This window comes from Verrucomicrobia bacterium CG1_02_43_26, from assembly GCA_001872735.1.
Lineage (GTDB): Bacteria > Verrucomicrobiota > Verrucomicrobiia > Opitutales > CG1-02-43-26 > CG1-02-43-26.
In genome coordinates this window covers 52152-70474 of record MNWT01000006.1, presented here as the reverse complement: position 1 = coordinate 70474, position 18323 = coordinate 52152, and the positions used below count along the sequence as shown (strand labels likewise).

At 43.9% G+C, this 18323-nt stretch carries 14 protein-coding genes; 7 read left to right on the top strand and 7 right to left on the bottom strand.

All coding sequences use genetic code 11. The features are described 5' to 3' along the window. The first annotated feature begins 107 nt into the window (after positions 1 to 107). The 3 genes from AUJ82_02490 to AUJ82_02480 are packed head-to-tail and all read left to right on the top strand — an operon-like array spanning position 108 to position 4051. Positions 108 to 1382: a hypothetical protein gene (locus AUJ82_02490; protein OIO60311.1), complete on the top strand. Its 1275-nt coding sequence runs from the start codon at positions 108 to 110 to the stop codon at positions 1380 to 1382. Between the two features lie 21 nt (positions 1383 to 1403). Continuing rightward, positions 1404 to 3431, top strand: coding sequence for a hypothetical protein (locus AUJ82_02485; protein OIO60310.1), 2028 nt, complete (start codon positions 1404 to 1406; stop codon positions 3429 to 3431). A 38-nt stretch (positions 3432 to 3469) separates the two neighbouring features. Then, positions 3470 to 4051 (top strand): peptide deformylase, encoded by a 582-nt coding sequence (locus AUJ82_02480; protein ID OIO60309.1) that lies wholly within the window; start codon positions 3470 to 3472, stop codon positions 4049 to 4051. Positions 4052 to 4055: 4 nt separating this feature from the next. Here AUJ82_02480 and AUJ82_02475 read toward each other — a convergent pair whose 3' ends face one another. Beyond that, entirely contained in the window at positions 4056 to 4715 is a 660-nt protein-coding gene (locus AUJ82_02475; protein OIO60308.1) for a 16S rRNA (guanine(527)-N(7))-methyltransferase RsmG, read from the bottom strand. A gap of 107 nt (positions 4716 to 4822) precedes the next feature. On the opposite strand from AUJ82_02475, the gene AUJ82_02470 reads away from it, so the two are divergent. Then, positions 4823 to 5239, top strand: coding sequence for a hypothetical protein (locus AUJ82_02470; GenBank protein ID OIO60307.1), 417 nt, complete (start codon positions 4823 to 4825; stop codon positions 5237 to 5239). Between the two features lie 88 nt (positions 5240 to 5327). On the opposite strand, the gene AUJ82_02465 is transcribed toward AUJ82_02470, so the two are convergent. After that, positions 5328 to 6926 (bottom strand): hypothetical protein, encoded by a 1599-nt coding sequence (locus tag AUJ82_02465; protein ID OIO60306.1) that lies wholly within the window; start codon positions 6924 to 6926, stop codon positions 5328 to 5330. A 259-nt stretch (positions 6927 to 7185) separates the two neighbouring features. Between AUJ82_02465 and AUJ82_02460 the strand changes: the two genes are divergently transcribed. Beyond that, on the top strand, positions 7186 to 8319 hold the full coding sequence (locus AUJ82_02460) for a DNA polymerase III subunit beta (protein OIO60305.1): 1134 nt from the start codon (positions 7186 to 7188) through the stop codon (positions 8317 to 8319). Between the two features lie 17 nt (positions 8320 to 8336). On the opposite strand, the gene AUJ82_02455 is transcribed toward AUJ82_02460, so the two are convergent. The 3 genes from AUJ82_02455 to AUJ82_02445 all read right to left on the bottom strand — a co-directional run bounded on the left by AUJ82_02455 (position 8337) and on the right by AUJ82_02445 (position 11132). Beyond that, positions 8337 to 8621: a hypothetical protein gene (locus AUJ82_02455; protein ID OIO60304.1), complete on the bottom strand. Its 285-nt coding sequence runs from the start codon at positions 8619 to 8621 to the stop codon at positions 8337 to 8339. A 68-nt stretch (positions 8622 to 8689) separates the two neighbouring features. Beyond that, on the bottom strand, positions 8690 to 10360 hold the full coding sequence (locus AUJ82_02450; GenBank protein OIO60303.1) for a hypothetical protein: 1671 nt from the start codon (positions 10358 to 10360) through the stop codon (positions 8690 to 8692). Next, on the bottom strand, positions 10326 to 11132 hold the full coding sequence (locus tag AUJ82_02445; protein OIO60302.1) for a bifunctional hydroxymethylpyrimidine kinase/phosphomethylpyrimidine kinase: 807 nt from the start codon (positions 11130 to 11132) through the stop codon (positions 10326 to 10328). Before AUJ82_02445 ends, AUJ82_02450 begins: the two co-directional genes overlap by 35 nt. Before the next feature lie 77 nt (positions 11133 to 11209). On the opposite strand from AUJ82_02445, the gene AUJ82_02440 reads away from it, so the two are divergent. Further along, complete coding sequence (locus tag AUJ82_02440; GenBank protein OIO60301.1) at positions 11210 to 12541, top strand: ATPase; 1332 nt, start codon at positions 11210 to 11212, stop codon at positions 12539 to 12541. 254 nt (positions 12542 to 12795) lie between these two features. Further along, complete coding sequence (locus AUJ82_02435) at positions 12796 to 13920, top strand: hypothetical protein (protein ID OIO60300.1); 1125 nt, start codon at positions 12796 to 12798, stop codon at positions 13918 to 13920. 76 nt (positions 13921 to 13996) lie between these two features. Here the strand turns inward: AUJ82_02435 and AUJ82_02430 are convergent, their stop codons facing one another. Both AUJ82_02430 and AUJ82_02425 read right to left on the bottom strand, forming a co-directional pair. After that, positions 13997 to 15718: a single-stranded-DNA-specific exonuclease RecJ gene (locus AUJ82_02430; protein OIO60299.1), complete on the bottom strand. Its 1722-nt coding sequence runs from the start codon at positions 15716 to 15718 to the stop codon at positions 13997 to 13999. Beyond that, positions 15715 to 18309, bottom strand: a complete 2595-nt coding sequence (locus tag AUJ82_02425; GenBank protein OIO60298.1) for a preprotein translocase subunit SecD — start codon at positions 18307 to 18309, stop codon at positions 15715 to 15717. The genes AUJ82_02430 and AUJ82_02425 overlap by 4 nt, the downstream gene beginning before the upstream one ends. Positions 18310 to 18323: the final 14 nt, after the last annotated feature.

The window sequence follows — 18323 nt, the reverse complement described above, 5'->3', positions numbered from 1 at the left end:
TTTTGGGTGTAAACGTGATAATACGCGCTTAACTTAAAAGTGGAGATGTACCATTCTAGCGACAAAAAAGGTTGTCGCGGCGGTAATCTCCAGTAGAATTAAAACAAATGCGGACTTCCTGTCGTTATAAGTTTAATTGCCCTTTTGTACCTTGCTTTCTTTTTATCGCAGTCGCTTTTGGCGTATTATTATTTTCTGGCTGTGAAGGGCCGCAAGCCACAGATAATAGACCTGTTCGCGTAGGTGTGCTTTATTCGATGTCCGGCAGAATGGAGTCCGAAGAAAAGCCTGTTGTGGACGCCATTTTATTCGCTATTGATGAGATTAATCAAAGTGGCGGTTTGCTGGGTAGGCGCATAGAACCTGTAGTCGTGGATGGTGCTTCGAGGAGATCCGTCTTTAAAGAGCAAGCGATTAATTTAATTGAGAAAGACAAGGTGGCAGTGATCTTCGGTGGCTGGATGCTTCTCAGTAGGGACATTGTACGCCCTGTATTTGAGGACAGAGAATCTCTGCTGTTCTATCCCTACCAAAGTAAGGGCATGGCTTCATCCACGCATGTGGTTAATACAGGCGCTTTGCTTAACCAACAAGTCGTTCCCGGAATCAGCTGGGCTTATCGCAATTTAGGGCAACGGTTCTTTTTAGTGGGATCAAAGGAAGTATTTCCTTATGCCGCCAATACCGTTATCAAGGACCATATTTATGCACTAGGAGGCAGCATTGTTGGTGAAGAGTACATTTCCATTGAAAGCGAGGATATTGATTCCATTGTCAGCATCATTAAAAATGTTAAGCCGGAGGTGATTGTTTGCACAACCTTGGGAAAGACCACGATTGCCCTCTACCAATCACTGAGAAAGGCTGGCATTAGCCCGGATGACATTCCATCTATTGGGTTTACGATTGATGAGGTACTGCTCCAGCAATTGATGCAGGCAAACATTGATATGGCTGGCGATTACGGTGTCTGGAACTATTTTCAAAGCATACAAAGCCAGCAGAACCACGCTTTTCTTAACGAGTTTAAAAAGAAATACGGCCAAAATAGAGCCGTTTCAGATACTATGGTGTCCGCCTACATAGGCGTGAAGCTTTGGGCAGAGGCGGTGAAATCCGGAAAATCTTTCCGTGAAGCAGATGTATTGGATCATGTTGGCGGTAAGAGTATGGAATCACCTGGTGGGCTCGTTTATGTCGACCCCCAAACCAATCATTTATATAAGACGGTTTACATCGGGGAAGCGTTGTCTAATGGACAATATAAGCTCGTTTGGGAAAGTGACTATCCTGTGTCTCCTGTTGTTTACCCTATGTTCCGTTCTCAACAAGAGTGGGAAGAGCTTTCGAATATCATACACGACAAATGGGGGCTAAATTGATTTTTTTCGCGAAATAACATTATGGCGCAACGACCCACAATTATGCAAAATAGACTGGCCATTCAAATGGTTATTTGGTTCGCTGCTATTTCTTTGTTTCCGCTTACGATAGCCACCTTCTTTAACTACCAGAATGCGGCTAGAACAGTCGAAAGACAAGTATCAGAAAATTTATGGGCTATCGCGCAACGGCAGTCTAATTCTTTACGCAATTTGTTTCAAAATAAAGAGCAATTTGCTTCGATTATAGCCCTCACGCCGGAAATTACCCAAGCTGCAAGCCTTTTAGGTTCCGTGTATGATGCCGAGGTAAAACGCAATTCCGCTGAATTAGATAGTATTCGTGCTAGTTTCGAACCGGTACTCAAGGGGCTAGCTTACCAATATGGCTTTACCCAATTATATTTGGTGAGTAACGCAGGGGACATCATGATCAGTGTGGGTAAAAATTCTGTTATTTATTCTAATTTGTTAACGGGACCCTTGAGCCAGACTCCGTTGGCGCAGGCTTTTCAGGATACTTCTATGCTGATGTCGCCCCAATTTTCCGATTTTGCGCTTTTTGCCCCGAATAATGGTCCGGCTATTTTTATAGGAGCTCCTATTCTCGAGGAGGGTAGGCTCAAAGGAATGCTCATTCTGCAATTAGATCCTTCCAAAATTTATCGAATTGCCGAAAATTACAATGGCTTAGGGGAAACGGGTGAGACTATCCTCGCCTCTGAGCAGGGGGGGCGTATCGTTGCACTCAACCCGTTAAGGCATATCCCGGATGCAGCGTTTAATATATTCTTTAAATCCAAGAGCTCCGCAGGGCAATTGCTACCAATTGAAAAAGCATTGAGAGGCCAAAGCGGCTACGGAGAGGATATAGTGGACTATAGAGAAAAAAAGGTTCTGGCAGCTTGGGAGTATTTTCCTAAACTGCGTTGGGGTTTAGAGGTTAAGATTGATCGTGATGAAACCTTGGTTCCGGTTGTCGAACTGCGCCAGCTATCTATTTTTATTGGGCTAGGTACGCTCATCGTTGTCTTGGCAGCCGCTATTCTCGCAGCAGGTACGATTTCTCAACCGATCATTGCGTTGACAGAAGTTGCTAGCCGTATTGCTAGGGGGGACCTTACGCCTCATGTGGAGAGAGCTCCTAGTAACGAAATCGGCGTTTTGGCTCGCGCAATCGAAACCATGGCCAGGAATTTAAAATCATTGGTCAACCAGGTGAAAAATTCTAGTACCCAAGTGGCAGATTTCACCCAAGACCTCTCTCAAGCCGTTCGTGAACAAAGCGATGCCGCGCAACAATACGGTGGAGCCGCGCTAGAAATCACAGCTTCCGCTAAGGAAATTTCTGTTACCGCGAAAGATTTGGCCGGTACTATGCAAGAGGTAAACGAGGTCGCCCAGGATACTGCCCTCCTTGCAGAGTCTGGTATCGATGGGCTCCAGATTATGGAGGCTTCCATGGGTGAATTGGCAGATGCGAATAGCTCCGTCTCTGCTCAACTCGCGGTCATCCAGAAAAAGGCAGCAGATATCAGTTTTATTATCACCACTATGACAAAGGTGGCGGACCAAACCAACCTCTTGTCGCTCAACGCAGCCATTGAGGCTCGCAAGGCAAAGGAGTACGGAACCGGTTTCCGTGTCGTTGCTAAAGAAATCCGCCGGCTAGCAGACCAAACTGCCGGCTCATCCCTTGAGATCGAGTCAATGATCGGCGAAATGTTAGGTGCGGTACAAACCGGTGTAAACGCCATGAAGCACTTGTCTCAAAAAGTTGAGTATAGTGTGGATGAAATCACGACCGTCAGTAGCCATTTGGCAAATGTCATTCAACAAGTTCAGGGGCTTCCTCCTCGCTTTGAAATGGTGCTCCAGGGCATGCAGTCCCAGGCGGATGGGGCAGACCAAATTAAGGAAGCTATTAACCGCTTGAGCAACTCTGCTCAACAAACGGTTACTTCTTTGAAAAACACGTCTAACCAGATCGATAAACTTCGAAATACGACCAAATCCCTGCAGGGCGAAATCTCCCGATTCCATACTTGAGCCTTGTTCTAGGCTGTTTTGCTTGATACAATATTCTTATGGTATTAAGGGTTACGCAGTACGGAGAGCCAATTTTAAGAGAAAAAGGGGTAAGGGTTGACCGCTTTGACGCTAAGCTAGAGCAATTAGCCGCGGATATGATTGAAACCGTGTATGATTATGAGGGCATTGGCCTCGCTGCCCAGCAAATCGGTCAAGCTATACAATTATGTGTTGTGGATACCTCGGATTGCCGTATTCGAGATGACGAGAAAGCTGCGCTAGATAAACGCAGTATACCCATTGAAGTCTTGATGCCTTTGGTGTTAGTAAACCCAGTTATCGAATTTGTAGGACAGGATACAGCTGTTCATGACGAGGGTTGTTTATCGCTCCCCGGAATAACTTGCCCGAATATCGAGCGTGTTGAAAATATTCGTGTCAAATACCAGGATTTACAGGGCGTGGTGCACGTACTCGAGTGCGATGGCATACTTGCCCGCTGCATTCAACACGAAGTGGATCACATCAATGGTATCTTGATTGTGGACAAACTTCCACCGCACGAGCTGACTAAAGTTAAGCCAAAGCTTAACAAATTGAAGCGGGAATCTCGAGATTTCCTGAAGGAAACGAGCTGAAAGATTAACGCTCAATAAGCTTCTTTTGTGGGAGAAGCCTGTCTGCGGGAAAGTAAACGATACTCTTATCCGTCTCTATTTTTCCTTGGAAAACATCAACCAAAGGATATATTTTGCCGGGCTGTATGCCTAATTCTTCTATTTCTGTAGAATAATCACCCCCTTTGAGATACAAGACACCATTTCTTAAGCGCCCGCTATCCCCGTTTCTTAAGTTGTTCTTCACGATAGGGATAAATTTGGGCAACGCCGTGACCGCTCGCGCAACCACATAGTCGTACTTTTTATTGATGTTTTCGACCCTGTTCTGCGTGGCTACAGCGTTCTTTAGGCCAAGATTTTTGATAATATTCTCTACAACATGCACCTTTTTTCCGATAGAGTCTATTAAGGTGAAATGCGCTTCAGGAAAACAGATTGCCAGTGGAATCCCCGGGAACCCCCCTCCAGTGCCCACATCTAATATGGTAGCGCCCTCTTTAAAGGGACACACTGCGCCAATGGCTAAGCTCGGCAACAAATGCCTTTCTTCTAGAAAATCGATATCTTTACGCGAGATAACGTTAATTTTTTGATTCCAATCCCGTATCTCTTCCAGAAATTGCTCCATCTTGGCCAATGCGTCTTCGGATAACCAAGGATATATTGTAGGAACAAATTTCATAAAAAACGCGCTATAACTTTATTATTTTAGATTTTCAGTGTATCTTGTTTATAAGGTATAGTACCTAAATGAGATGATGTCTAGCGTAGAATCTCGTTAAAACCCCAATGGAAGTCCCAAAGCGTATGGAGAGAATGATTACCCTGTCTGAAGTAAGAATTTTGGTGGAACAAGCAAGACTATCGGAAGAAGATGTCGGGGAGATCATGGTCAAATGCGAGTCAACAAGCCGATTTAACCTTATTTTAGAGGCATTTGCAGGATATGCTAAGGAAAATCCGGAGGTAATAAATGGGTTTATATTACTTCAAGAATATCAGTCAAAATCCCCTTACTTGGTGGAGGATTGGTTCGAAGCGCTGGATTACTTTTATGAGTGGCTCAGTCTTAATGAACGTTATTACAGTCTACCCTCCATTCTCGCTTATATCGAGGGGGTTATTGAAAATGATGAAAACAAAGGGAGTATGTCTTTACGGGAGCAGGTAGCAGAAATGTTAGACAACTATTGCTTAGAGGTTTGACGCATTGGGTCAGCTAGGTAAATAAAGAAGCCGAGGAAAAATAACCTCGGCTTCTTTGCTTGTTATGTAAATTTGCTTGTAACCAACTTTATTTAACCGGAGCAGGTGCTTCTTCAGCTGCCTTTATGTCAACTTGAGGCTTTGTTGCGTCAGCAGATTTCTTGTGCTTGCTTTGGTCACCAGAGATGGCCTCAACCCGTTTTCCAAGAGCCTTAACTGCAAAGATCCACAAGACAGTGAATACGATGAATATTCCTGACAGGATTGTAGCGATATCCAACAATTGTGTCTTTTCTCCTGTAACGGAGCTAGCAATCATGATGATTGTAGAGATAAAGAAAGCGCCACCGGCTTTACCAAATCGGCCACCGATAACGTCAACTGCCGCTTTACCTTTTACTTTGAGTTCCTCATCCAAGGGGATGTAAGACATTTCTTTGGTCAAATCAAACAAAGCATATTTGGTAGCCTTGATACAGATCACAACAATCGCGCCTGAAAGGACGGCCAATGCGACTGGGTTAGTGCCTATGTTTGCCATGATTGGGCCCAATTGCTCGCGGAAGACTACTAAGCTAAAGAATACAACGCCGCCCAAAAGCATCACTAATGGAGTGATCGCAGCACAGGTTGCCCAGCGGAACATGCGAAGCAAGTTACCACCTACCACAAGCATAATCATCGTTGCAATACCTGTATAGGTCGTAAACGTGCTCATAAACATGTTGTATGCATTTGGGTCAGGATAGTTAAGCTTCAGCTGGCTCTTCCAAACCGCTTCAGCCAAGTTTACCGTTGTCCCGTAAGAAAATACTAGCATAGCAATCAAGCCTAGGTAAGGGGAGGTGAAGATCACTTTCATGCTCTCCATAACGCTCAACTTAACCTTTTGTTTCTTAGGTTTGTTGGCTGCTTCTGTTGCGTCATAAAAACGTGGGTCGGTAAGGACGGCGCGATGCATCCACCAGTAAATGACCATACATAGAATACCAAAGATAACACCGGTACCTATGATCAGCTTTAATGATTCACCCCATGGGTCAACACCGGCTGGGATGTTGCTTTTAACTTTTGAGAAGAAAGAGCCTAATTCTCCGGAAAGAATCATCGCAAATTGGGCTGCAAGGCTGAAAAGAGCATAGAAACGTTTTGCTTCAGGAATGCGAGTCACGCGGTTAGCGAACTGCCAGAATAGAAGTGTTAACGCCACACTGCCCCAAAGTTCTGCGGAGATATAGAACGCTGTAAAGGTCCAATTACCAATCACGCGGAAGAAATATTCAAATTGCGGGTAAGATGCGATTAATGAATCCATCGTCTCCGGAGCCATATGTAGCTGATCTTTTAATGGATACAGTACAAACGCAAATAGAGCAAAAAAGCCTAAGAACGGTATAATGGATACGTAAAACAAGTTCTCTTTATTGAAGATGTTACTCGCTTTAGCGTAAAATACGAAAAACAATACCGAGCAAGGTAATACAAAGTATAGTTTTAAGAACGCAATCGCTCCCGCGCCACACGCAGGTACGATCAAGCTATCCTTGATATTACGAAAACAGGTATAGATAAACAGAATAAAAAAGAAGATCAAGCACATCGGCAGGACCTTTTTCAATTCGAAAGCATAAACTGGGAATAGCATCGACCTCAGTTTAGAAAATTGCGGTTGTTTTTCGTTTGTCATAGTGATTTTTTGTTATTTAAAAATTATACTTATCAAGTTGTTGAAAACGATTAAGGTATAGAATATTGAACCGCAAATTGTAGATATGCAATCTTTTTTTACTCGTTTTGTGGCTCATTTCTTCGAAAATCGACCTAAAAGTACCCGCCGAATGCCTTCGGCGAAGCTTAATTAAGCTTTTCCGGCCAAAAATGCAGTTATGTATTGCAAAAAACTAAAAAAAATTACATAAATTAATCTTTCTTAAAGACGCGTGCCCATGAAATTTAAAATTAATCGAGATCATTTTAGTACCGGATTGCAGCAAGTTTTGAATATTGTTTCCTCTCGAGCTTCCCTTTCGATTTTAAACAATGTTCTTATTAAGGCAGAAGGTAATACCCTATCCCTCACCACAACAAACTTTGACTTGGGTATCCGCTGTCACATTAAGGCAGAGGTGGAAAAGCCCGGTTCGATTACGTTGCCGGCCAAGAAGTTAGCCACATTGGTGCGTTCTTTACCTAATCTCGAGGTTCAATTCGAGGCTTCCACTAACCAAGCTCACATTAAGGCTGGGGGCGCTTCTTTTAAAATTATGGGCATCAATGCCGAGGAATTCCCTCCATTGCCCGCATTTTCAGACAAGAACGAGTTTGCAATGGCTCAGCAAGACCTTAGCCAAATGCTTAAGGGGGTTGCTTACGCACAATCAACGGACGAAAATAGGCATGTCTTAAATGGCATTTATTGGAGTTTCGGAGATGGCAAGTTAACGCTTGTCGCTACAGATGGCCGTCGCTTAGGGGTCATGAGCAAGGATGCTACCGTGAATGCTCAGAATAGTGGAAAACTTATTCTGCCTGCTAGGACAGCAAATGAGCTCGAGCGGCTCTTAGGCCAGGGTGAAAAGGTCAAAATTGCTTTCAATAATAGACAAATTGCTTTTGAAATAGAGGTAAACAGCGACAAAGCTCAATCTAATGGTCTTGTTTCTAATATTTATCTCGTTTCTAAAATAGTAGAGGGTAACTATCCTAATTACGAGCAGGTCATTCCAAAAGAAACTTTTCAGCGTGTCAAAATCGAGCGCGAACTTTTCTTGGATTGTTTGCAGCGGGCATCGATCGTTACTAGCGAGAAAAGTAATGCGGTTCGTCTGACCATGAATCCTAATAATATGGAGATTTCATGCGAAAGCCCGGAATATGGCCAAGCCCACGAAACAATTGCAATTGCTTATGAAGGGCCTTCCGTTGGGGTTTCTTTTAATCCGCAATTCTTAATGGATCCGCTAAAAGCAGTTGCCAAGGATGAGGTTTTCTTCGAATTTAAGGATGAACTTAGCCCGGGTGTCTTAAAGACATTAGACGCGTTTATGTGCGTTGTCATGCCTTTGCGGTTGGATGACTAAGGGGAATGATTGAATACTCAACCGTTTTGGTTCCGTATTTTCTCTTTTTCCTTTTCTTTCTCTTCTTCCGCGATCGCACGCTCATCGGTTAACTGGCGGCGTATTTTATCGGCTTCATCGTAATTGCCTGCAGCTTCAGCGGCATCCAATTTCTTTTCAAGAAACAATTCTCGCTCGGCCAATTTTGTCTTAAACGTTTCTTCAACTCCTTTAAGAGCCAGTTTTTGTTCTTGTGTTAATGGCTTAGGAGCTCCGTTCTCGGCATCCAGTTTTTCCAAGGCTAATTCGTATGCGCTTTTCATGAGAATAGTGTATTCATATATTGCGCTATCGGCAAGGTCTTTTAAATAAACGCTTAGGCATAAGGGAGTTATCTAAACCCCTTAAGGACTTCATATGCGGTAATCATGGTCAGCAAAAGCACCGGTGCTGTGTAGTAATAAACCTCGTTTAGCTTGTTGCGCGCATGTCCCCACAACAGCCAGGCAAATAATAAGAGCAAAAAGCCTATTGATATCATTAAGCTGGGTGTTTCGATTCTAAAAAAAAGGCCTTTTATATGAAATGACCACGGAATGACTGCTTCCATGGCCGCAATGACATAAACCGCGATCATGTTAATGATTGACCCCATCCATAAAGACAAAATAGGAATACCGATGATTCCCACTATCAAACTAACGCACCCGGTCACAATCACAATCGAAGCCATCGGCATTAAGAGCAAGTTGATCAATATCCCTCCGGGTGTTGTGATATGAAAGTACATCATGGATAAAGGCGCGCTTCCCAGCGTAGCCGCAATCGATATTGCCAATAATCCTATCGCTCCATGTATAAACCGATTATTAATCCACTTATTGTCTTCGTCATCTCGTAACTTAATATTGATCCATTCATACAGCGGCAGGCCGTATAGCAAAATTGCACCGACAACCAAATATGATAATTGAAACCCAATGTTCCATAATTGTAAAGGGTTCCACACCAAAGTACAGATTGCGGAGGCAAGCAGCGCCGAAAACGGTGCCGGTTTTCGTGCAAAGAAGTAGGCGCCCCAAAAAAACAAGACCATCAAGTACGCTCGCATGGCTGAGGGGCTGGCTCCCGTGGCAAATACATAATACAGTAAGCAGCTAAGCCCAATAATTGCGGCTACTTTTCTAGGCAGGCGCATTAATCCCAATATATAGGCTAAACAACCGGCGATTACGCCTACATGTAATCCGCTGATTGCAAACAAATGCAAGGTCCCGGACTGTTTGAAAATATCCTTTTGTTCCTGGCTTAAATAAACTTTATTCCCTAAAAGCATGGCAATGTAAACAGCGGTAGCGCCGTTTGGTGCTTTGATCCAGTCAATATGTTGGCGTAATATGCGCTCGAAACGTTCGTTTTGTTGGTTGAAAAAGCGAAAGAATGCGTTTGCAGAAGTCACTTCTCTCAATAAAGTTCCCCGCGTAAAGCCAAGATGCACTTCTGAGCGTAGGAGATATTGGTTAAAATCCGTTGTTTCCTCCTGGTTTCTCAGGTCGCTTAACACCGCACGGCTTTCTATGAGCTGTGTTTTTATAACGGGAATATCCAACGGGTTTCTTGCCTGAAAATATACCCGTTTCCCTTCATATGCTTTTAAGTGAAGAGGGGCATGGTAGACTACGGCGGTTCCCAAAACAGTCTGTTTCTCACTGTTTTGCGCAAAAACGTGATCAACCTTCAGGGTTAAAATTGCTTCCCGAGGGGCTAGGGGAGGGAAGTTTTTGCCATGGTCTACGCGTGTTATGTAATATCCCCAGCTTAATAATATTACTAAACCAGCCAACCCATACCACCGCGCATATGTCAACTGCTTATAGTACAAGTAAGCGCCTGCCATGCAAACTACTACGCCAACGATTGTAAGTGCCCATGCATTATGCCAAAGGCTCCCGAGATAATAGCCGATTAAGAGAGGCAGCAGGAACCATAGCAAGGGGCTTCGGGTCTTCGAGCGCAGCAATTGGGGCTCAGAGGATATTATGCTGGATGAAGGATTGGCCATTGAGTTTCTTAGGAGCAAGTAAGGCCTTTTGTAAATAACGGTGCGCTTTTCCGACGGCATCAGGGAGTGTTAATCCCTTTGCTAAAAAGGCGGTAATCGCGGCAGATAGGGTGCAGCCGCTGCCATGCGTGTTTACATTAGGAATTCTGTGGGTTTCGTATTTATAAAGCGTGCCCTCTTTATCCGCCAATATATCAATTAACCTATCCCCTTCCATATGCCCTCCTTTTAATAAGCAGGCTACGCCATATTGCTTTGCAATTTTTTGAGCACAACTTTCAATCGCTTTAGGTGTTGTTGGCCGCTCTCCGATTAATACAGCGGCCTCGTCTAAATTGGGGGTTATGAGGGTTGCTTGGGGTAATAAATTGCTTTTTAAGGCATCGATGGCAGCATCTTCCAGTAATTTAGCCCCGCTGCTGGCAATCATCACTGGGTCGATGACTTTTAATATATGGGGTATTCGTTTAAAATAGTCTGCTACTGCTTTAATGACCGCTTCGTTAAAGAGCATACCTGTCTTCAAGGCTTTTACGTCAAAGAATCGCAATACTTGGTCTATCTGCCCAATCACGTATTCCGGGGGCACGGGAAAGACTTGCGAAACATTGTCTGGGTTTTGACTCGTTAAACAGGTGATAGCGCTGGTTCCATGCACGTCTAATGCGCTCATGGTCAAGAGATCAGCTTGTATGCCGGCATTGCCGCCGCTGTCAGACCCTGCAATCGTGAGCGCTATATTTTGTTTGTTGGTATGTACAATGATCGCCATTGCGCAAAACGATAACGGACAGCTTTGCATTCTTGCAAGAAACATTTTCCCTCTTCATAATAAACCTTCAACTAACAATGGATACGGATAACCTGGAGCTCTTTTCATCAACTCAGCAGCAGCCTTTGGTAAATAACCAGCCGCTGGCTGTTCGTATGCGCCCGAAGTGTTTGAAGGAGGTGGTTGGCCAATCCCACATTCTCGGTAAAGGGAAGCTTCTGCCGCAACTCATTGAAAAGGATCAATTCGGCAGTCTCTTCTTCTATGGCCCTCCTGGCTGTGGTAAGACAACGCTGGCTTCTGTCATCGCAGAGGAAACCCGTAGTAAATTCGTTTCCATCAACGCCGTTTTGTCCAATGTGGCCGAGCTGCGTGAAATTCTAAAGATGGCACGTTACCGCCAAGACCAGCGCACCATCCTCTTTATTGATGAGATTCACCGTTTTAACCGTGCGCAACAAGATCTCCTCCTTCCTGATGTAGAAGCGGGTAATATCCGTTTAATTGGTGCTACAACTCATAATCCTGGCTTTTATATCAATGCTCCTTTACTGAGTCGCAGTCATCTCTTTCGCCTAGAGGCCTTGTCCCAAGAGGAAATGGTAACTATTCTTCAAACTGCTTTAAATCACGAGGAACATGGTTTGAAATCAACTCGCTGTACTTTGACAGACGAGGCTCTATCTGGAATTGCAGCATTGTCGGATGGCGATGTTCGTAGATCTTTAAATGCGCTCGAAACAATTGTTCTTAGCCAACCTATTTGTTCTGAGATTACGCATGAAACGGTTCAAATCTTTGCTTCCGAGCGTCAAATTCGTTACGATGCCAACGAAGACGAACACTACGACACGATTTCCGCATTTATAAAAAGTATTCGCGGAGGTGATCCGGACGCTGCGCTCTACTGGCTTGCAAAAATGTTGGAAGGTGGCGAGGATCCTCGTTTTATTGCTCGGCGCTTAATTATCCTGGCATCAGAGGATATTGGTTTAGCAGATTCCCGTGCTTTGCCTTTAGCTACAGCAGCCTTCCAGGCCTGCGAGATCATCGGTATGCCGGAGTGCGCCTTGAACCTTTCTCATGTAACCGTTTTCTTGGCCACCGCACCTAAAAGCAATAGCACCACATTGGCGCTGGGCGAAGCCCAAGCCACTATCCGCAAAGGCCCTGTGCAAAACGTTCCTGATTGGCTTCGTGATGGTCATAATAAAATCGGCGGTACTCTTGGCCATGGCAAAGAGTACCGCTACAGCCATAACTACCCAGATGCTATTTCAGGCCAAGAATACATGCTAAAGCCGCAACAATTTTACCAACCTAAGGCAACGGGTGCAGAAGCGGCCATTGCGCAACGTCTAGTTGACTGGAAGCAGCTCAAAAAAGAATGTGCTTCGAAGGAGAATTAGTCCTCTTTTAGCCACTCTAGAAAATCATATGGATCATTCTGTGTGGACCGAGAAAGCGTGGCGTTTTATTAAGCACCAGTCCCTGGGTGTTTTCATCTTTGCCAATTTTGAGTTTATCTTTTAATAAAGTGCTCTTATTGGTATTGTTATTTGATTTTATTGATTGGGTTGTTTAAGTGATTGACATTGATGGCTTTATTAATTATCGTTCGTGCGACTTTAAGTGGGATAAAATAATTTAATGAAATAAATATATGAATAGTAGTATAAGTATTGGCCTCCCGCGTGTTGAAAAATTAGATAGTCAACCAAAGTTAAAAAGAGAAAATGGTATTCCTTTTATTGGCAGGGGGATTAGTACAACACCATCCAAGGAAGAGCTAAAAGAATATTCAAAACGCAAACAAGAATGGTTGCATACGCATTACCCAGATTTTTTTCTGGATAGCAAATTGGGCGATCGTTTGATAAAGAGTCCTGATCCGATCACACCGAAAGATCTATTGGGAATTCGCGAGGCGAGTAAATACTTGAATAAACAGTACGAGCTTCCCTCGGATATTCTATTAGAAGTAGTGGATTTTCTAATGATTGAAGATGTCTGGAGCCAAATGCAAGTGAGTAAAGGGTTCTTTAAAGCTGTTACCGGCCACAAAAAGCTAATAATGGCCTTTAAGGTGAGGGATCTCAATCAGATCCCGGGTTGTACCAGGTTTGAAAAGGAGTATATAGATAAATTGACCTATAAAACATTTACTGATCCTCATTTTACAAAAGATATTAATGAGCTGGAGTGGAAGATTGCAATGTCATTTTCTACGGAAACAAGGGATCTAAATGATATTCAATGCCAAGCTATCAAACTACTCGACCTAACCCGTAAAGACGTTCAAGACTTAGTAAGTATTGAACACTTACAGGCGGTTTATGGTCTTGGGTATAATCTAAATGATATTAGGGAATTAAGTAGTGATCAACTGAAATTCCTAGTTGATGCAGGACTTAGCCTTTCAGCGGTAAAGGGTAAGTCCAGGGATGAACTGTTCGCTTTGATGCAATCAAGATCTAATCGAGATTTTTGCATTTCTTCTTTTGGTCAAGCATGTGCCTCTTTGCTTATTTTGGATGACTTTGTCTTAGACCATCGTATTCTGGGGTTATTTATAAACATTCCTAAATGGCCTATAAACAATTTAAATCTACATTTGCAGATGATGGATGAGGAGTTAGCTTTTCAATCGAATTGCACGTTTGCATTGGCGGGAACTGCTTCCTTGAGTGTTATACTGAGTATGAAATATCTACTATCTACATGGGCACCGAAAGAGAAAATCCTCAGCTATTGGCTAGGAACTAATCCTGTCTGGAAATTAAAGTAAAGAAACATTAAGGGGTTGCTCGCGTGTTTCTATAATCAAAATAAATTTGTTAACGCAAGAAAAACAAGATTATATATCAGGCAAGAGATTCCCGCCAGTCTACTAATTCAATCTGAGGATAGCTTTTACCATTCCAATGGTTCCAGTTGAATCGTACCGCCATATCAATCGGCGTGCGCAAAGCGGGAATACGTTCTGCCATATTCCAAGCAATGCCTCCTATATAGCCTTGTTTGTCAGTATTCAGTCTAAAACGCCAGTGCTTGTTCGCAAAAACATCTGCGGGCTTTTCTAAGGTGACACCTTTGAGCCCAAAGATCGGCTCTGGGTTATCCATGCCAAAGGGGTGGAGAAGATCCAATTCATCTAGCAATTTTGTAGTAAGCTCGTTTACGTCTATCCAATACGCGATATCAATCGAAGGCTCGGGCAGGCCTTCGGGCGTGATAGCTTGAACGGTTCTAAGGAAACGGTCATAGAGCGCATCTAAATTATTGGGATCCAGGGATAGACCGATTGCGGCCGGGTGGCCTCCCCATATATGGAGTAATTCATCGCATTCTTTTAGCACATCGACTAAATTAATGCCTTCGATACTTCGTCCAGATCCTTTTGCGTACCCGCACTCAGAGCCTAATACTAATGTTGGTCGATGGTACAGTCTGCTAAGTCTGCCTGCTACAATACCCACAACACCAAAATGCCAATCTTCATTGTAGACTAAAATGGCTTCCTGTGTGTGTTGACCTTCTTTCTCTACAATGGAAATGGCTTGCTCTGTTACGGTTCGCTCGATGGCTTGCCGCTCTTTATTCATGGCATCCAGCTGTTGAGCAAGCTTCAAGCTTTCTTCGTAATTGTCGTTGAGTAATAGATTAATCGGTAAAATTGCATCCGCTAAGCGTCCACTGGCATTGATCCTTGGCCCTAAGCGAAAGGATACATCGGATGGTTTTATTTCCTGCGCAATCGAAATGCCACTGACTTGAAACAACGCCTGTAGTCCCGGGCGTTTCATGTCAGACATCACGCTTAACCCTTGTTTTGCTAAAATGCGATTTTCGCCACGTAGGGGAACCATGTCCGCGATTGTTCCCAACGCCACGAAGTCCAAGTAATCTTTTAATTTTAGATCAAATGCTTTATCAATTTCACTTTCTCGCAATAGTTTTAATAATCCGTGGCAGAGTTTGAAAACGAGGCCTACTGTGCAAAGGCTTTGCCATGGGTTTTCTGCTTTATCAAATACATGGGGGTTAACAATCACGCAATCCTCCGGCAATGTTTCCGTGGATTGGTGGTGGTCAACAATGGTTACGTCTATGCCTTGCTCTCTTACGTATTGAACTTCTTTTAAAGAATTTGTTCCGCAGTCGAGCGAGATAAATAAATCTATGCCTGGATTTTCTGCTAGTGCGCGTTCTACAGCAATTTGGCTCAGCCCGTAACCTTCTTGTAGTCGAAAAGGAACTACATATTTCGGATCTAGCCCAAACTCGCGCAAAAAGCTTACTAGAAGAGCAGCGCTTGTGACGCCGTCGACGTCGTAGTCTCCGAAAATCAGCACGTTTTCTTTTTGATTAATTGCTTGTATCAGTCGCTCTGCGGCTTCTTTTAAGTGCGTGATCGCAAAGGGATCTTCTAGATCCGCAAGTTTGGATTCCAGAAACGCCCTTCCTTCCGAGGCGTTTCTGATGCCAAAAGTAACCAGCATACTGGCTACCGGTTCACTAATCTTAAGTTCTTTAGATAACTGCTTTTCTAATAAAAGATTTTGCTGAGGATTGCGCCAAATCATTTTTTGTCACTACCAACGGAAGTTGTCGTTTCTTCCCAATGATACTTAGGCGTAATCTCACGTTGAGCAACATGCTTCCTGTCTCCTTTGTGCCACCAGTAAAATATAGGGCTGGCAATAAAGATAGAGGAATAGGTACCGGTGATAATACCAATGATAAACACCAACGCAAAGTCCTTGATCACGCCCGCGCCAAAGATAAACAGTGCAAGAGCAGCCATAAAGGTCGTCAAGCTTGTTAGAATGGTACGAGAAAGCGTGCGGTTGATGGAGAGATTAATGATATCCCACAACTTCATTTCTGGATGCAGATCCAGTTCTTCGCGTATCCGGTCAAACACAACAATCGTATCGTTAATGGAGTAACCGACAATCATTAAGATAGCAGCAACCATAGAGGCAGAGAACTGCCCGCCGAGTAAAACGTATATACCGATTGTTAGCACAATGTCGTGGATGGTCGAAACGACCGCGCCGATACCAAATCCCCACTCAAATCGGAAGGCTACGTAAAGTAAGATACCGATAAGCGCAACGGCAACAGCTAGCAACGCATCCGTTTTAATCGAATCACTCACGCTACCACCAATGCTTGTTTCACCAATCATCTCTAGCTGCGCGTTCGGATAAGCTTTTTCCAAAGCAGCTAAAACCGCAGGACCTTTGCCATGCTCGGTTTGTAGCTTTAGAACTTCTTTGTTGTCGCCAAGCAGACTCTGGTAAAGAGGAATTACTTCTCCTAGCCCATTATTTTTGGCAACTTCATCAATCTCTTGTATGCCCAACTTTTCTTCAAAGCGAATTGTCAGTTCATCGCCTCCAATGAAATCGATTCCAAATATATGGCTATGGTTCACGGCAACAGCAATAACGCCTACTATTGCGATAAGAATAGAAAGTGAATATGCCTTTACGCGGTACTTAAGGTAGTCCATGTGAACGGGCTTAAGGAAGGAGAATGGTAGAAGCTTTTTAATAATATTTGTATTTACGAAAAGCTCTAGCAGGGCGCGGCTCACTACCAACGCACAGAATAGCGTCGTACCGATACCGATTGCTAAGGTTACGCCAAAGCCCTTAATTGGGCCGGTTCCTAGCCAAATCAATATGCATGCGGTTAATAATGTGGTGATGTTTGCATCTACAATGGTTGAAAATGCTTTTTCAAAACCGGCGCTTAGAGCAGCCTTTGTGCTCTTGCCGGCACGAAGTTCTTCTCTGATGCGCTCATAGATAAGAATATTAGCATCAACGGCCATGCCTACTGTTAATACAAGCGCGGCAACACCAGGAAGTGTCAGTGTTGCATCCAGGCTTGCTAGAACGCCCAATACAACAATTACATTCAGCAAAACAGCGATTACGGAAACAAAGCCAGCGCCATTATAGTAAACGATCATGAATAAAATCACGAGAGCGGCGCCTAAAAGAGCTGCGTTAATCGAAGAGTTTCGAGCATCGTCTGCCAGAGAAGGCCCGATTTCGCTCATTTCAGTCAATGTAAGCTCAAATTCAAGTGGGTTATTTAACACATTTGCTAACTCCAGTGCGTCCCGTTGAGAGAACTGCCCAGAGATGCGGGCGTGGCCTCCAGGAATGGATTCTGTTACTCTTGGTGCAGAATAGAGTTTTCCATCAAGCACAATTGCCAATCGGCCGTACTTTGCAGGGTTGGATTCGCTCATAGACCCATAAGGCGCTTGATTGTTCTCGTCTGCAATCCGTTTGGTTAAACTTGCAAAATGGTCTGCCCCTTCAGATGTCATGCTGAGTGAAATTTCATAACCACCATATTGGTTCATCGTTGCGTGGGCGCTTTTCACCATGTTGCCGCCCATATCGGGTACACGGCGTACGAAAACGCGTTCTTCACGAATTTCGCCCGTTTTTTGATCTGTGTCTTCTTTCACCATCGTGAGATATCCCGTAGGCGCTTCTTCGCCAGCGGCTCCGGTAGGATATTTCGTCCTGTGTACGCGGTGAAAGGTTAACTTAGCGGGCTTTTGCAGATTCGCTAGCACGTCCGGGTTCTCAGCGGTACTGAGTCCAGGTAGTTGAATTTCTAATTGATCGCTACCTTTTGCACGTATAATGGGGTCTGCAACACCCAATCCGTTAACGCGTTTTTGCATGATGTCGATCGCTTTTTCTAATTGCAGCTTTCTTTCATACTTATTTTTGTTTGCAAGTGCGGCATCATCGATTTTTAGCGTAAAGGCCATTCCTCCTTTTAAGTCTAATCCCAGTTTGATTTTCCCTTGGGACTCTTTTAATAGGTATTGCAATAGGACTTCATTGCGTTTGTCCAGGTTTTTGATGTCTGCCAAATTGACATCTGGGAAATAGGTTGAGAAATCAATCTTTTCCTCGTGTCCCAAATTTATCAAAGCTACATAGAGGGATGGCTCTTTGCCGGCAGCAACGCGATCCTCTGCTATCATATAGATTTCGCCAAAGGCTTGTGTATTAGCTGATACACGATCTTTAACAAACAGGTTGAACGGCTTGTCTTTATAGGGGATGATGTTAAACAACGCCCAAGCCAGCACGGCAAGGGTCAAAATTAACCGACCAAGAATGCTTCTCGTCATATGTAGTTCGTTTT

Coding starts and splice junctions, on each gene's coding strand:
- AUJ82_02490 (OIO60311.1), top strand. CDS start 108: ATGCGGACTTCCTGTCGTTATAAGTTTAATTGCCCTTTTGTACCTTGC.
- AUJ82_02485 (OIO60310.1), top strand. CDS start 1,404: ATGGCGCAACGACCCACAATTATGCAAAATAGACTGGCCATTCAAATG.
- AUJ82_02480 (OIO60309.1), top strand. CDS start 3,470: ATGGTATTAAGGGTTACGCAGTACGGAGAGCCAATTTTAAGAGAAAAA.
- AUJ82_02475 (OIO60308.1), bottom strand. CDS start 4,715: ATGAAATTTGTTCCTACAATATATCCTTGGTTATCCGAAGACGCATTG.
- AUJ82_02470 (OIO60307.1), top strand. CDS start 4,823: ATGGAAGTCCCAAAGCGTATGGAGAGAATGATTACCCTGTCTGAAGTA.
- AUJ82_02465 (OIO60306.1), bottom strand. CDS start 6,926: ATGACAAACGAAAAACAACCGCAATTTTCTAAACTGAGGTCGATGCTA.
- AUJ82_02460 (OIO60305.1), top strand. CDS start 7,186: ATGAAATTTAAAATTAATCGAGATCATTTTAGTACCGGATTGCAGCAA.
- AUJ82_02455 (OIO60304.1), bottom strand. CDS start 8,621: ATGAAAAGCGCATACGAATTAGCCTTGGAAAAACTGGATGCCGAGAAC.
- AUJ82_02450 (OIO60303.1), bottom strand. CDS start 10,360: ATGGCCAATCCTTCATCCAGCATAATATCCTCTGAGCCCCAATTGCTG.
- AUJ82_02445 (OIO60302.1), bottom strand. CDS start 11,132: ATGGCGATCATTGTACATACCAACAAACAAAATATAGCGCTCACGATT.
- AUJ82_02440 (OIO60301.1), top strand. CDS start 11,210: ATGGATACGGATAACCTGGAGCTCTTTTCATCAACTCAGCAGCAGCCT.
- AUJ82_02435 (OIO60300.1), top strand. CDS start 12,796: ATGAATAGTAGTATAAGTATTGGCCTCCCGCGTGTTGAAAAATTAGAT.
- AUJ82_02430 (OIO60299.1), bottom strand. CDS start 15,718: ATGATTTGGCGCAATCCTCAGCAAAATCTTTTATTAGAAAAGCAGTTA.
- AUJ82_02425 (OIO60298.1), bottom strand. CDS start 18,309: ATGACGAGAAGCATTCTTGGTCGGTTAATTTTGACCCTTGCCGTGCTG.